Annotated in this window: 13 protein-coding genes; 3 read left to right on the top strand and 10 right to left on the bottom strand. The window is 36.1% G+C overall.

Annotation, left to right across the window (positions count from 1 at the left end; genetic code table 11):
• Positions 1–48: 48 nt before the first annotated feature.
• From ACO052_RS07545 to ACO052_RS07525, 5 genes are all read right to left on the bottom strand, one after another.
• Positions 49–351 carry a hypothetical protein gene (locus ACO052_RS07545; protein ID WP_422107399.1) on the bottom strand — a complete coding sequence of 101 codons (303 nt, stop codon included), beginning with the start codon at positions 349–351 and terminating at the stop codon, positions 49–51.
• Between the two features lie 123 nt (positions 352–474).
• Positions 475–723, bottom strand: coding sequence for a hypothetical protein (locus ACO052_RS07540; RefSeq protein WP_422107398.1), 249 nt, complete (start codon positions 721–723; stop codon positions 475–477).
• Positions 724–987: 264 nt separating this feature from the next.
• Complete coding sequence (locus ACO052_RS07535; RefSeq protein WP_422107397.1) at positions 988–2,091, bottom strand: hypothetical protein; 1,104 nt, start codon at positions 2,089–2,091, stop codon at positions 988–990.
• An 11-nt stretch (positions 2,092–2,102) separates the two neighbouring features.
• Positions 2,103–3,500 (bottom strand): RagB/SusD family nutrient uptake outer membrane protein, encoded by a 1,398-nt coding sequence (locus tag ACO052_RS07530; RefSeq protein WP_422107396.1) that lies wholly within the window; start codon positions 3,498–3,500, stop codon positions 2,103–2,105.
• A gap of 11 nt (positions 3,501–3,511) precedes the next feature.
• Positions 3,512–6,472 carry a SusC/RagA family TonB-linked outer membrane protein gene (locus ACO052_RS07525; protein WP_422107395.1) on the bottom strand — a complete coding sequence of 987 codons (2,961 nt, stop codon included), beginning with the start codon at positions 6,470–6,472 and terminating at the stop codon, positions 3,512–3,514.
• Between the two features lie 224 nt (positions 6,473–6,696).
• On the opposite strand from ACO052_RS07525, the gene ACO052_RS07520 reads away from it, so the two are divergent.
• Entirely contained in the window at positions 6,697–7,971 is a 1,275-nt protein-coding gene (locus ACO052_RS07520; RefSeq protein WP_422107394.1) for a helix-turn-helix transcriptional regulator, read from the top strand.
• A 41-nt stretch (positions 7,972–8,012) separates the two neighbouring features.
• Here the strand turns inward: ACO052_RS07520 and ACO052_RS07515 are convergent, their stop codons facing one another.
• The 4 genes from ACO052_RS07515 to trkA are packed head-to-tail and all read right to left on the bottom strand — an operon-like array spanning position 8,013 to position 12,921.
• Positions 8,013–9,434 carry a DUF5723 family protein gene (locus ACO052_RS07515; protein ID WP_422107393.1) on the bottom strand — a complete coding sequence of 474 codons (1,422 nt, stop codon included), beginning with the start codon at positions 9,432–9,434 and terminating at the stop codon, positions 8,013–8,015.
• Positions 9,434–10,003: a hypothetical protein gene (locus ACO052_RS07510; protein ID WP_422107392.1), complete on the bottom strand. Its 570-nt coding sequence runs from the start codon at positions 10,001–10,003 to the stop codon at positions 9,434–9,436. The genes ACO052_RS07515 and ACO052_RS07510 overlap by 1 nt, the downstream gene beginning before the upstream one ends.
• Positions 10,004–10,060: 57 nt before the next feature.
• Positions 10,061–11,566, bottom strand: coding sequence for a TrkH family potassium uptake protein (locus ACO052_RS07505; RefSeq protein WP_422107391.1), 1,506 nt, complete (start codon positions 11,564–11,566; stop codon positions 10,061–10,063).
• Between the two features lie 5 nt (positions 11,567–11,571).
• Entirely contained in the window at positions 11,572–12,921 is a 1,350-nt protein-coding gene (gene trkA / locus ACO052_RS07500; RefSeq protein ID WP_422107390.1) for a Trk system potassium transporter TrkA, read from the bottom strand.
• 196 nt (positions 12,922–13,117) lie between these two features.
• On the opposite strand from trkA, the gene ubiE reads away from it, so the two are divergent.
• Both ubiE and ACO052_RS07490 read left to right on the top strand, forming a co-directional pair.
• Entirely contained in the window at positions 13,118–13,849 is a 732-nt protein-coding gene (gene ubiE, locus ACO052_RS07495) for a bifunctional demethylmenaquinone methyltransferase/2-methoxy-6-polyprenyl-1,4-benzoquinol methylase UbiE (protein ID WP_422107389.1), read from the top strand.
• Between the two features lie 2 nt (positions 13,850–13,851).
• The gene (locus ACO052_RS07490; RefSeq protein ID WP_422107388.1) at positions 13,852–14,568 is read left to right on the top strand and encodes a porin family protein; all 717 of its coding nucleotides are present in this window, start codon (positions 13,852–13,854) and stop codon (positions 14,566–14,568) included.
• Here the strand turns inward: ACO052_RS07490 and ACO052_RS07485 are convergent.
• Positions 14,555–15,289 carry a TrmH family RNA methyltransferase gene (locus ACO052_RS07485; RefSeq protein ID WP_422107387.1) on the bottom strand — a complete coding sequence of 245 codons (735 nt, stop codon included), beginning with the start codon at positions 15,287–15,289 and terminating at the stop codon, positions 14,555–14,557. The two genes, ACO052_RS07490 and ACO052_RS07485, sit on opposite strands and share 14 nt — an antisense overlap.
• Between the last annotated feature and the right edge of the window lie 86 nt (positions 15,290–15,375).

The following is a 15,375-nucleotide window of genomic DNA, read 5'->3' as shown; positions in this document are numbered from 1 at the left end:
TTTCTATTATGATGCCCAAAGCATCCAAACCAAATTTTGTTTATAAATCTAATAGGTCAAGAGCTCTATAATACCGTTAGTGGAGTAAACAAAAGCTACTACCAAACCTAAAAACAAGAGTATCGTGACGACTATTATTTTGGCCATTCTTATCTTATGTTCTTCCCTTATACGCTTCGCTATGGCATTAAGCTCTTTCGTCGTTGCCTTAGGTAGATTATATTCCGTTTTTGCATTAGAATCATAACCCCCAAGCCTATTTTTTAGACCCAGTCTATTTTTTACTTTTTTGCGATTAGATAATAAATTCAAATTATTTCTAATGCTGGTCATCATTGAACTCGCACTCATAACTTCAAGTGTTAAGTGAAAATTGAAAATAAAATCCTAAGCAACATAAATTTTATATTGCGAATCACATAAAAGACACTTACAAAGTGGCAGTTAAAGGTTCAAAAAGGTTGGCCTATTAGATTAGAATATGGCGATTAAGGCGAGAGCAAATACAGTCAGTTTTAGGATCGCAGCTGTATGGTTAATTCTATTGAGTTGAAAAGATTTGATACGCTGTCTTATTCCAAATACAGATGTCGTGCTCGACTTACTATAATTTTCCTTCACAATGGTTTTGTAATTAGAATTCAACAGACCTTTGGTGGTATTACGAGATACCGCAGGGGGTTCTGGTAAAGTTTCTAATTCTTGAGATAATACTAATTCCATGATATATATTTTTTTGTTGGTTACACCAATATGACGCTACCAAGCAAAAAATGTTACACGCTGTGTTGCAACTATAGCGTACAATTGAGGGCTTTAACTTTAAAAAACACCAGTAAAAATATAGGCTAGACTAATTTAAATTTTTTTTGAAAATTCTAAGTTATTGAAGCTATAAACTCAAAAAAATGATATCCTCATGTAATAAAATAGACTGATTTTCACTAGAACAAATCAGTCTATTTTCTAACTAACTCAAATAATAAATTATAAAATCCCTTTTATTGATAAGTAATCTAAAAAAATAGCTTCCGTACTCGCTCCATTAAACATGGTAACAATTAATCTACCTGTCTGCAATCTGTCCTCAGGAATAGGTACTTGCAGTTCTTGCCAAACACCTTCTGCATCTTCAACATCATCATCAAAAATTGAAATAATAGGATCGCCTAAACCATCTTCGGTTTCAAAATAAACTGCGATCCCATCAGTAGACTCCCAACTTGTAACTTCAAAATATACTTTAATTTCTATAATAGCATTTTGCACATTAGGTGTAAGCCCTACAACTTCATCAAAAGTTAATGTTAATAAACCATCTAAATCTGAAGTTACATAAGCTTGGTTACCGTCTATAAATGTTGTTGGGAATTCAGTGCTAGCAACTGTATTATTATAAACTCCTATTTCTTCATTCTGAATATCGTCATCTGCTGAATTGGTGTAAGCAGCTGTAAAACCAAGTTCATTAGTCGTATTAGTCCATGTAACATAAGGATTCATAGCATTAGGATCTGAATCTTGTATATTTGGTAATGGATCTGTATCCTCAAAAGGTTTTGGGTACCTTTCATATACATCAAATGTCGGAACTTCCTCAAAACTTGTATACCCAAACTCAAACAAATCGTCTTCGTCTATTCTTACTACAGTAGTATAGGTCCTGTCATCCGGTTCGCCACCAAGAAAGCCATCGACTTCCTGAAGTGTAAAGGACACATATCTAGATCCTGAAGACACATCATTATTTATAACCTGTAATAGCGCTACCTCAATGCGCGACTCTCCTGCAGGCATAGTTATAGTTCCAAAATTGGATGGTAAACTAAAGTCAACGCCTTCAACTGCTGGTTGCTCCCCTTCAGGAAAGGTTAAAGTATATTGAAAGGTTCTATCCTGACTCAAATTTGAACTAGAAAGAATCAAATTAGTAACAACGGTTTCTGCATTAGCTTCGTTAGTCGTAATTTGAGTATTTTCAAACGCAATGTAATCGAATGAAGATGGTAAAATACTATCTGGTTCATTTGTATCGCAGCCCATTGCCAAAGTAAGTACAAATAATGCTGCTATATATTTTAATTTATTCATAACTAATACGTTTAATATCCTGGATTTTGAACCATATTTGGGTTAACATTCATTTCATCAATTGGTATTGGAAGGATTGTTCTATCTTCTGGGGCATTTACCAATTCTGAAGCTGCATCTTGTCTAAATTTATTATACGTTAGCCCGTTACGTGTTAGATCGAATAATCTAAAACCTTCAAAACCTAATTCTTTTCTTCTTTCAACAAGTATCTTGTCTATTAATGCCCCACCTATTTCAGTGCTTGGGACTGCATTAAGATCGGCACGTAGTCTAATTGCGTCTAACGCCATCTGTGCATCTGTATTTTCATTTAATCTTGCGTGAGCTTCTGCTTTAATCAGATAGGTTTCTGACAACCTTAAATACTGAATATTATCATCGTTAAAGCCTGCGCTTGGATATTTCTGCACCAAAAATACACTACCATCCGCAGGATATAATTCTAAACGTACGTCGGTAGCTTCAAATAGGCTTACAAAATCAGCTGATGCAAATGCATCTTCATACTCCAGAAAGAAATGTGTAATTGAGTTACTTCCCAAATTATCTGTAGCATTAAAGTCTATTGTAGCTAAAGTTTCATCTGTTGCATCTAAACCATCCCAGCTTGCCACATATTCTGAATTATTAAGTAATTCCGTACCACTATCATTGATAACCTCAGTCGCTAGATCCCTCGCCAATTCCCATTCTTCCATATGTAAATACACCCTTGCTAATAAAGCTCTTGCGGCATAGGCATCAAAACGTTCTTCTGGTCCATTATCACGCATTAGTCCTATTGCTGTTTGCAAATCACTAATAATTTGGCTGTAAACTTCTGCTGTTGTATTTCTAGCTGGCGATTGTACTGTACCTCCATTACCAAGCAAACTAAAATCAGGTATGGGTACCCCTAGATGAGATGCATCCGCAGTAAAATTATAAGGTTGAGCAAAAAATAACTGAAAGTTATGAAATGCTAATGCCCTTAAGGCATGTAACTCACCAATATACTGATTAGCATCTTCTTGCTCAGACTCAGGAAATGTTAATTCATTTGCTTCCCTAATAGCTATAGATGTGGTCGCTATGATGTCTGAAAAGTTATTCCACGTCCCATCAGCATTACCATCATTGGCATTGAGATTAAAAGCATCGTAATCTAAATATCTCCCAGTATTATCAAATGCATTAATAAAAGCGTTATCTGATAGAATTTCTGGCACTAAAAGTACTGTCCTACCATAATTATTTGCACTTGCTAAAAAACTATAAGCACCATTAGTTGCTAAATTCAAAGAATTTAAATCTACTATGGCTTCATCAACTTCAACAGAGCTAGAAAGTCTTTGATCTAATGTATCATCACAACTCGTTGCAATTACAAAAACCAAAATTGTTATTATATATGTAAATCTTTTCATAGTATTCATTATTAAAATGTTACGTTTAAGCCTATAAAAAATGTCTTGGCTATCGGGATTTCTTGATTAAGCCTACCATCCAAACCTGCCTCTGGATCCCTTTCTAACCTATCATCTTTGATGTAAGTCCATAGGTTATTGCCTTTTAGGAAAATCTGTGCTCTATCTAATTTTAAGTAGTCTAGTAAAGAACTATCCAAATCATAAGACAATGTTACATCTCTAAGTCTTATATACGAACCATCATAAATAAAGCGCGATGATGATTGCGAGGATAAACCAGATTGGGTATTCCCGTACACAAATCTAGGAACATCAGTAACGTCACCTGGCTGCTGCCAACGTCTTTCATAAGTCCCTCTATTTATATTACCTGTAGTAGATAACCTTCTTGAACCGTCTGAATTTGTAAATCTTGCCCAAGTATCATAAAGTAATCCCCCCCAAGACGTATATAACAGAAAATCTAATGTGAAGTTTTTATATTGCATAGTACTTCTAAAACCTGCATAAAAGTCTGGTGTAGCCTTACCTACAATAGCTTGTTCTGCATTATTGTAATTAGAGGTCACCTCTGTTCGTGTTCCGTCAGTATACCATAAAGCATTTCCATTTGCAGGGTCTACACCAGCATAAAGTGGCAGGTAAAACGTATTAATATCTTCGCCTACCGCTATTATACTTGTGGCTCCTTCTATAGGCTCATTATCCCGAGATAGTTTTGTAACCTCATTCTTATTGGCTGTAAAGTTTGCACTGGTAGTCCAGCTAAAACCTTCACCATCTGGAGAAACTATATTTCTTGTCGTAAGGGTTAGCTCTATACCTGTATTTTCCATTGAGCCAATATTTTCGCTCAATGTTGTATCACCATTAAGTGCAGATACTGGCTGGCCCCTTAACAAGTCAACGGTCTCCCTATTATACCAGTCTATACTACCAGAAATTCTGCGGTTAAACAAAGCATAATCTAAACCTATATTTAAAGGTTTATTTTTCTCCCATACTAAATCAGGGTTACCTAAACTAGAAAATATAATTCCCGGAGCTTCATTATAGTTATTAACACTAAATAAATTAAAAACCCCTCCCAAACCATCATTACCATTAACACCGTAGCTGGCTCTAAACTTTAAATCATCAAATACTGATTGATTATCCATAAACTTTTCTTTAGCAATATTCCAACCAATACCTACTGACCAAAAAACACCATACTTATTATCATCACTAAATTCAGATGAACCATCTCGCCTTAACGATGCACTAAGTAAATATTTATTCCCGTAAGCGTATTCTGCATTAATAAATGCAGAATTTAAGCCACTAATAAACTTACTTGTCGAAGCCACTGTAGGAACCGTGCCATTAGCTAAATCCGTAAAACCATCCGGTATATTTTGGGTTTCAAGTTCTGTTAGTTTATTTCTAGTCTTTTGAAATTCATAACCAAGAAAAGCGGTCAAATTATGGTCGTCCCAGGTTTTATTATATCTCAATAAATTTCTAAATAACCAATTAAACAAGAAGTTGGAATCTTGAAATCCTTCCCCCAAAGGTCTTGCATCACCAAATCCAGCAGGACGTCTTTCAAATTCATCCTCAAATGTTTGATTCATATTAATCAAAGATTCAAATGTAAGATCATTAGTTATTTTATACCTCACATTAGCTGATGCTAACACCGTATGTCTAATATCTCTTTGAATAACTTCTTCGGCCTGTGCCAATGGATTATGAGTACTATTAAAAGTAAAATTATAAGTACCATCATCATTGAATGGTGATATATCTGGCCGTATCCTATAAATAGAACGAACAGGATTAGCAAACCTCCCCCCACTCGGTCTATCATTTGTAATTGTTTTATTGTAAGTAACAAATACGGTTGCTTCTATGCGGTCATTAAATTGATGATCCACTCTTAAACGTCCATTCATACGTTCAAAATCTGATGAAAGAATAACACCATCTTGATTAAAATAGCCACCAGATAATAAAAACTGCGTTTTTTCTGCACCGCCACCAATAGAAAGCGTATGTTGTTGATATAATGCTGTTCTTGTGTTTAAATCATACCAGTCGGTACTAATATCTGGGTTAAATCCTCTATCAGTTAAATATGTAAGAGCATCTGTTTGGTTATCAGCAAGGCCTGCATTTATAACACCTTCGGTCATTAACTCGCCAAATTCTTCAGTACTTAATGGTTTAAAACGCTGTGCAGCAGTTGCATATGAAAAGCCAGATTGCACTCCATAAGAAACTTTTACACCCCCTTTTAGCCCAGATTTAGTTGTGATCACTATAACACCGTTAGAACCTCGAACACCATATATAGATGTAGCAGCAGCATCTTTTAAGACTGTAAAAGACTCAATATCATCAGGGTTTAAGGATGCAATCGTACTTGCACTCCTAGTTTGCAAACCATCAATAACATACAAGGGTGCTGATCCTTCAAAAGAACCTACACCTCTAATTCTAACATTAGGCGTTGCACCAGGTTGACCAGAACTTGCTACGACTTGAACACCTGAAACATTCCCTTGAAGGTTTTCTTGTAAAGCACCTCGTGCAGCAGTTTTAACAGCATCAACCTCTAAATTTTCAGCTGCACCCGTAACCCGAGACTTCTTTTGTGTACTATATCCTGTTACGATAACTTCTTCTAATCGACTTACATCTTCTTCTAGCACTATTTCCATAGGTTGAGTTGAAGCCTTAATTTCTTGTGATTTAAATCCAATAAAAGAAATTTCTAGGATGGCATCTTCAGAAACATCTATAGAAAATTCACCATTAAAGTCTGTCTGTACACCATTGGTTGTTCCTTTCTCTAAAATTATTGCTCCAGGTAAAGGGATACCTTCTTTTGTGCTAATTTTCCCAGTTACGACTATCTTTTGTGCAAAAGACATGGTTGAAACAAGAAAAAGAAAGAATAAAAAGTAGTTTTTTAAATTTTCCATACACTTTGTTTTACATTTGATTGGTTAGTTAAAATTTTGTTAATAAAATTAGTTACTTAAACCAAGTGTAAGTCAATCTTAAACTACTATATAGATACTATTATATGCGAAAAACCATCTATTAATGTACTATTATTGTATATTTTTCATATTTTAACATTAACTATTAAAAAATTCCGAAAAAAATACAACTCTGTATTGGATTTGATAAACACAACTCTATTTTGAAATACTTAACTCTAATTCTCTTAGGTTTTTTTCTGAATACTAATTCTAACGCTCAATCAAAGATTATTTGTACTGGAGATGATTGGAAGTATTATGATTTAGACAGTCTACCTAAAAAAGGTTGGCAAAAGGAGCTAGGTCTAATGGATGGATGGAAAATTGGTCCGTCTCCTCTAGGTTATGGAGATTCTGTTGTTAGAACTGTTATTAATTATGGAGAAGACGAACGCAATAAACACATCACAAAATATTTTAGGAAAGAAGTTCGTATTCAAAATCCTTTTGAATTTCTCTTATATGAGATACATCTAAAAATGGACGACGGTGCTGTAGTTTACCTAAATGGAAAAGAAATTGCCAGAAAAAATATGCCCGACGGTATTGTAACAGATTCCACTAAAGCATCTGGCCTTATAGTAGAAGGCAAAACTGAGGCTATATATCACAAAATATTATTATATCCTGAAGATTTTAATCCAGGTTTGAACATTATAGCCGCGACTGTTCATCAGGGACGAAAAACTTCAGTTGATTGTATTTTTGATCTTGAACTCATAGGTAATAATGACCCAAATATATTGCCTAGTCTATTAAAGGAAAGAACTCTAAAAAATATTGGCCTTGATATCAAAATTAAAGAACTTGAAGCTAAACTTAGCCTAGAAAAGAAAGATTTAAAAATTGAATTGCTTCAAAAAGAAAAAATGACTTATAGATATGGCTTCTTAACTGCCATATTCATATTAATTATCCTAACTCTTACTTTTAGTTATATACTGATCAGACTTAGAAAGCATAATAATATCATAAAGAAAAAGGTTAAAAATTTAAAAAAGATAAATTTTAATAAAAACCAAGAGTTAATGAGTTATTCTTTACACTCTATTCAAAATCAACAGTTTTTAAAAGAAACAAAACACAACTTAGAGGAATCTATTAATGAAGATATTCCAAATTTGAAAAAAGAAATTAAAAATCTAATTCGCCAGATAGGTTATAATATTGAGCAAGACGATGACTGGTTAAAATTATTGAACCATTTCAACTCTATTCATACAGGCTATTTAGAGAAGCTAACTAAAAAACATCCCGTTTTATCTGAAACAGAATTAAGACATTGTATATTTATAAAGCTGTACATGCAAACTAAAGAAATTGCAAAAATATTGCATATTGATCCAAGATCCGTACAAGCTGCACGTTATAGAATTAAAAAGAAAATGAATTTAGAAGAGAGTATAGATTTAAGAAACTATCTTCAAGAATTTTAGATGATCGATTTTTTTTGAGTTTTAAAAACTTAAAATAGTATTCATTTTCTTCCAAACACTAAATTAAGACCAAATTGTACTGAAGCACTTCGCGATTTGGTCAAATTTTGATACTCCAATACATTATCGGCTAAAAGATAGAAATTTAGCGGTCCTAAATCTGCAGACATGCCCAGACCTACATTGGTGAATGAAAAACTATCCATCGTATAGGTCGCTTTAAGTTGTAGCCCATTAAAAATCCGTCGATAGTAATAGGCCGTTAGAGCAATTTGCGGTGCTTTAGGCCTTCTAATAGCAAATAATTGTGCGCCAATAGCATTTAAATAGCCCCCATCCTCAGCAAGGCAATTACAATCTTTAGATATATGTTTACCAAAACTATACCGTACGGCAGCATTTAATTTTGTGGGGCGCCATGTGGTATATTTAGTCGCCGTGCTATCTACTTCAAACAACTCTTCAAAATTATCGGCCACTTCATTCCAATAGTCCTCTGCCGTTTGCCCGTCAGGTACTTCGGGAAACAGTGGATTAATCCCTTCATAGACATAGCTTCCGTTAACCACATAGTTGTCCAAATCCTTTGAGTGCCTTATAAAGCCCAAATCCAATAAGCTGGCCTCAACGGTCCATTGCTCAGAAGGGCGGTAGGTAAATCCAAAGTCTAGACCCAAGCCGAGATTCCCACCAAAAAGTAGTCGTCTTCGAAGTGTTTTAATATCATTGGATAAATCGGAATTGTTATCATCTGCTAAACTTTTTATACCGGACGAATAGTACGAAAAGTCTATATCAAAAGTGTGGATCAGTAAGTTATTTTGCCCTTCTTGTGTGATAAAGGTCCCTTTGTTGTTTGTAGAGCTGACATTAAAAATACTAGAGTAAATCTTAGCTCTTGCGCCAAGGGTAAACTTTTCATTGACATTCTTGGTAATTCCAATGTGCCATACCGAAATCATTTCACCACTCACATTAAAGTCACTGATATCGAAAGGTCTCCCGATATTAGACGCATTACCTTCGTAAGCCAGAATGGCATAATCTTTTGGGTGATAAGCAATAATATCTGTTTCCAAGTACATTCCAAAAGATAAATACCGATCCTTCTCGATGCCTCTGCCAAAGGCAAACCCGCCAGAAAAAACATCTAGCTGTTGCGTTGCCATAAAAAAGTCATTAGGCTCTAATTGAAATATGACACTCCCGAGCTTATCGTTAAAGTCCCTGCCATCATCGGCAAAGAGATCGAAAGCACTAACCCCAGATGACCCAAAACCCAAATGGACATGGGAAAGCAATGGTATACCAACAAACCAATCATTGTCCAGTGAGGTACTAGGATTGATTAAAACCGATTGTGGAATATCGTTAAAGCCGAACAATAGTTGTTTATTCTGGGATGACACATACGACCCTATGAGCATCATAAATATGAAAATCAAGCCTTTGCCCGTCATCATTACAGGCTTACATTAAGATAAAATAGCCCTTTAGACTTAAGTATGATACGACCTGTAGAATTTTCATTGAGTGTTGAACCATCCGTACTGGGAAAAAGCATTAAGGTGATAACCATCTTTGTGGTTTGCTTAAGAGCTTCTAGCCTTTCATTTTCATAAACCTCTGTAGTCTCAGTAATGACTTCATTACCGTCAGCCGAAGGTTGAGCTTCAAAAGTTAAGGTATCTAGCAATGTCTCTGAATCGTCCAAAAAATCAACCTGCAAACCAAAAGTACGATTGATGGTATTGGTGGTTTCAAGAATTAATTCTGTCCGCACCAAATTATCCATAACAAATTGCTCCGTAAATATCTCAATATTAGTAATAGAGTCTCTGACGACTTCTAATTCCATCCCATTTTCAGAAAAACGAGAGGCCTCAACATCGGTATAAACCACACTTGAGGCGACTACCGGAGTCAGGGTCAGATTTTCGGCCTGTTCAAAATCTACATCTTTAACACAAGACGTTATGGCTAAGATTGAAATGAAAAAACAGACAATGGATATTGGCTTACCTTTTAACATGCGTTTGGGTATTGCTACATACTAAAGTAACGCTTTAAATCAAAAACATATTGCGGACTAACGATTTCTCCAGAAAAAAGGAGTCAGTAAGATCAATACTGTAAATAGCTCTAGCCTGCCGAGTAACATCATAAACGAGGCCCACCACTTACCTAAAGCCGGTAATGCTGCGTAGTTATTGACAGGTCCAAAATCACCAAGGGCCGGTCCGACATTCCCTAAACTCGAAGCCGAAAGACCGATGGCAGAGGTAAAATCGATTTGAAACATAGAAAATACTAAGGCTCCAATAATAAAGGATAACATATACAATATAAAAAAGCCCAAGACATTAAATACAATGTCTTTAGACACCGACTTGGTATTATAACGAACTGGTAAAATGGCATTAGGATGCAAGGATCGCTTAAATTCTAGAAAGCCATTTTTGATTAGAATAAGGTGTCTCACCACTTTTACACCTCCAGAAGTACTACCCGCAGAGCCTCCCAAAAACATTAATCCAAAAAAGAAAACCGTTAAAAAGGTGGTCCACATGGTATAATCTGCGGTAACAAAACCTGTGGTGGTCACAATGGCTAAAACCTGAAACAACGCATGTCTAATAGCACTTTCCCCTTCACCGAGAACCATTGGGTGCGCCACCGAAGACTGAGACACATCCGCTCTAAAGTATATTAAAAATGCCGCTACACAGGTAAATGCAACTATAAACTTAAAATAAAGTTTAAATTCATCATCCTTTATAATTTTGGTGACATTGCCCTTAAAGAGGTAATAACTAAGGACAAAATTGGTTCCTGCCAAAAACATAAAGAACATGATAATATACTGAACAGCAGGATTGTCATTCCAGTGCGCTATACTTGCATTCTTGGTAGAAAATCCTCCAGTTGACAAGGTACTCAAGGCATGATTTATAGCATCAAAAAAGGACATTCCCGCCACCTGAAGTAGTATAGTTTCTGCTATGGTATAACCAAAGTAAATGAGCCATAAACGCTTAGCGGTATCGGTGATTCTTGGATGTAATTTATCACCTCCAGGACCTGGTGCCTCTGCCGCAAACAACTGCATTCCCCCGACACCAAGCAACGGAAGAATCGCTATGGCCAATACAATGATTCCCATACCGCCTATCCAGTGTGTCATGCTCCTCCAAAAGAGTACCCCTTCAGGAAGAACCTCTATATCATTAAGAATACTTGCCCCTGTAGTGGTATAGCCCGACATGGTCTCAAAGAAGGCCTCCGTAAATGACGGTATAGCTTCTGTTGCTAAATAGGGAAGTGTGCCTGTCAGCGACATGACAATCCAACCAAAGGCCACCACAATATAACCTTCGCGCTTATTCATTTCCTTGCGGTGCTTTTTAGTCGCATACATTGCAACAGCACCCATAAGTAAGGTCGCCAAGCTTGCTAAAAATAAATTAAAGGTGACCCCATCACGATAAATTAGACTTATTAAAGTCGCCAATAGCATAAAGCCTCCATTAAACAGGAGTAAGAGTCCAAAAAAATGGAAAATAATTTTGTAATTGAGATGTATTTGAGACCTCATAGCGATTAGGCGAAAAAGGCTTCTACTTCTGAAATCGAACGCGGCAAACAACAGACCACTACGCGGTCACCAGCTTCTATTTTAAAACTCCCTAAGGGAATCAAACCTGTTCCATTACGTATCACTCCACCGAAAATTGCCGACCTCGGAAAGTCTAAATCCTTTATAATCTTATTCGTAATTTTTGAATTGGGTTTGACGACAAACTCTAAAAGTTCGGCATTCATATTGGTGAGCTTGGTCATGGCTACTACCTCACCTTTTCTGAGATATCTAAATATCGTATTAGCAGCCAAAAGCTTTTTATTAATCAGTGTATCTACACCAATGGATTGGGATAACTGATAGTAATCCATATTCTCAACCAAAGCTATGGTCTTCCTAACACCTTTAGATTTAGCTAATAAGCAGGACATAATGTTAGTCTCGGAATTACCTGTAACCGATATAAAGGCGTCCATATCGGCAATATTTTCTTCCTCCAAAATTTCAACATTTCTCCCATCACCACAGATGACCAAAGCGTTTGGAAGTTGATCTGCAAGATCTTCAGCCATGGTCTTTCTACTTTCGACCAACTTGACGTTAAACTTGCTCTTGCACAAATCCCTCGCAGTTTTAAATCCTATTTTACTACCACCGAGAATCATTACATTTTTAATCTGACTTTTTACTTTTCCCGATAAATCAAACAATTCGGCATCGCCACCTTTTGAGGTCATAAACACCACCTTATCGCCTTCTTTAAACTGCGTATCCCCTCTAGGAATTATGGTGTATTGCGTGGCATAGCGCTGAATCGCTATGGGGATGAAATGCAACTCCGAATAGATTTCGGCAGCCTCTCTCACCGTTTTGCCTACAAACGTAGCCGTCCTTGACAAGCGCAAACCCAACATAGTTAGCGCACCGTCTTCAAACTCATAAGTGTCATTAAATCCATATTGGTTGAGTAACAATTCTATTTCTGAAGCCGCCAAAGACTCTGGTGAAATAAGTTCATCAATACCAAACTGCGAAAACCCGATAGTATCCTTTTCTTCAATAAATTCGGTATTCGAAATTCTTGCAATGGTTCGCTGTGCGCCCAATTGCTTGGCAAGTACAGAAGCCGTTATATTGGTGGTTTCGGATGATGTGACGGCGATGAACAATGCTGCAGATTCTATGCGGGCTTCTCTAAGAATTGCGATAGATGTCGCATCACCTTTTATGGTTTTAATATCCAAATGCTCCCCAGCGTAAGAAAGACTGTCTTTTTTAGTATCTATAAGGGTAATTTCTTGCGACTCGTAGGATAACAATTTTGCCAAATGAAATCCTACCTCTCCTGCTCCTGCGATAATTATTTTCATCGTGAATTGTTCATAATAAACATGCAAATATACTAAGAACTTCCAAGTTGGGAAGCCCATAGCACATTTAAAATAAAGATATGTTTTAAAGCCTCAGGGTCACACTTCATCCCTTTCAATAAAACTTTAATACACTTTAAACAATTACAGCTTCAGGGACTTATATGTTATCCTTATATTTGCCAAAATTTTTTTAATGGCCGAAAAAATAAAACCTTATAAGAATAGTAATGCCTCCAAGAAAGCCCAAGTGACCGAAATGTTCGACACCATTTCTAATGAATATGACGGGCTTAATCGTGTTATTTCTTTCGGTATTGATGTCAAGTGGAGACAAAAGGTCGTCGACATAGTTTCTCAAAAGAAACCCGACAACATCTTGGACATTGCTACAGGCACAGGTGATTTGGCAATCAACCTTAAGGCTACCAAGGCCAAGGAAATTATTGGTTTAGACATAAGTCAAGGTATGCTCGAGGTAGGGAGAAAAAAAATAGCGTCGAAACAATTAGAGGATACCATATCGATGGTCGTTGGCGATTCTGAAAATTTACCATTTGAAAATGACACCTTTGATGCCATTACTGTAGCTTTTGGAGTAAGAAACTTCGAAAACTTGGAAAAAGGCCTAGCAGAAATATTAAGAGTTCTAAAACCCGACGGTACTTTTGTGATTTTGGAAACCTCGGTCCCAACCAATCCGATTTATAGATTCGGTTATAATATCTATTCAAAATTTGTTTTGCCTACCATAGGTAAACTATTTTCTAAAGATAAGATTGCCTATAATTATCTCAGCGAATCTGCTTCCGTATTTCCTTATGGTGAAGCACTGAACAATATTTTAAGGAAAATTGGGTTTATTAAAGTCGAAGATAGGCCACAAACCATGGGTGTGGCCACTATATATATAGCATCTAAAGCTTAATTATGAAGAAAATCATAGTTTTTATAGTCTTTTTATTGGCATTGCAAACTGTATCCGCTCAACTGTTTACCAAAGAAAAAGTGGCGAATAATATTGACAATCTGGATCAGAAGTTTTTGTCATGGGGCTATTTCTTGGGCTTCAATCAATACGATTTTAAGTTTGACTATAACGAAGATTTAAAAGATATCTTAGTAGATAAAACTTTTGGGTTTCACTTAGGACTTGTTGGTGATATGCGTATTAATGATTATATGAACCTAAGGTTAGAACCTGGTGTGTTTTTCACGACGAGAAATCTAAGATATGACGAGAGTTATTTTGCGGGTATGGATTTTAATGATTCTGACTTATTGAGAGAAGTGAAATCTACATACATCCATGTTCCCTTACTGTTAAAGGTGTCTACAAAGCGTATCAATAACTTTAAACCCTTTATTATCGGTGGAATTTCTACAGCTATTAATCTATCCAGTAATGAAGAAAATCCTGATGATAATAGTGCCGGTGAATTTAGAATGAAAAGAAATGTCTATTTCTACGAAATTGGTTTCGGCATCGATCTCTATCTGCTCTATTTTAAATTTACGCCTTCCATCCGTGCCATTTTCGCCATTAATGATGAAATTGTAAGAGATTCAGACCCAAACAGTCCATGGACTGGTAATGTCGCAAAAATGCAAACTAGAGGTATTTTTATCAACTTTACATTTCAATAGATTGCCTTCTAAATTCGCTTAAAACAATTGCGGTGGCAGTAGCAACATTAAGGCTTTCGGTTTTTTTGTGAGTTCCAAATTGTGGAATGGTCAATCTCCTGCTCACCGTTTTACTAATGGATTCAGAAATACCATTGGCCTCATTTCCTAATACGATAATCCCTGAATCTGGCAGTGCCGTAGTGTAGATATTATCCCCATGCATATAGGTACCAAATACAATGTCTTTATAATCTGAAATAAAATGATCTAAATTCAAATAAACAACATTGACACGAGTGAGCGAGCCCATGGTTGCCTGGACCACCTTAGGGTTAAAACAATCCACCGTGTTGCTACTACATATCAAATCCTTGATGCCATACCAATCGCAAAGTCTTATAATCGTCCCTAAATTTCCTGGATCTCTAATGGCATCTAATGCAACAATTAACGCAGTCTTGTCGATAGCTCTTGGCATTGGTACATAAAATATTGCCAAAGCCTTATTTGGATTCTTAAGCCCTGATATCTTTCTAAGCTCGGCTTCCGAGATTTCGAATAGCACATCTTTGGGAACCTCAAAAATGGACTCGGTGGTATACAAGCTATGAAGTGCAACATCCGAACTTAAAAATTCCTGAATCCCTTTTACTCCCTCAACAATGAATAAGCCCAATTGTTGTCTGTATTTTTTTTGGGCTAAACTTTTAATTAACTTTATTTGATTCTTTGATAACATTAAAATGTCTTTACATTTGTTAGCGTTATTACAAAGTAAACCTTTTTGGACTAATTTTTGTTTTAAGCAATCCATATCAAAAAAAC

Origin of the sequence: Winogradskyella sp., from assembly GCF_965228925.1 — a bacterium.
Taxonomy (GTDB): domain Bacteria; phylum Bacteroidota; class Bacteroidia; order Flavobacteriales; family Flavobacteriaceae; genus Winogradskyella.
This window is presented reverse-complemented; position numbering and strand designations above follow the sequence as displayed.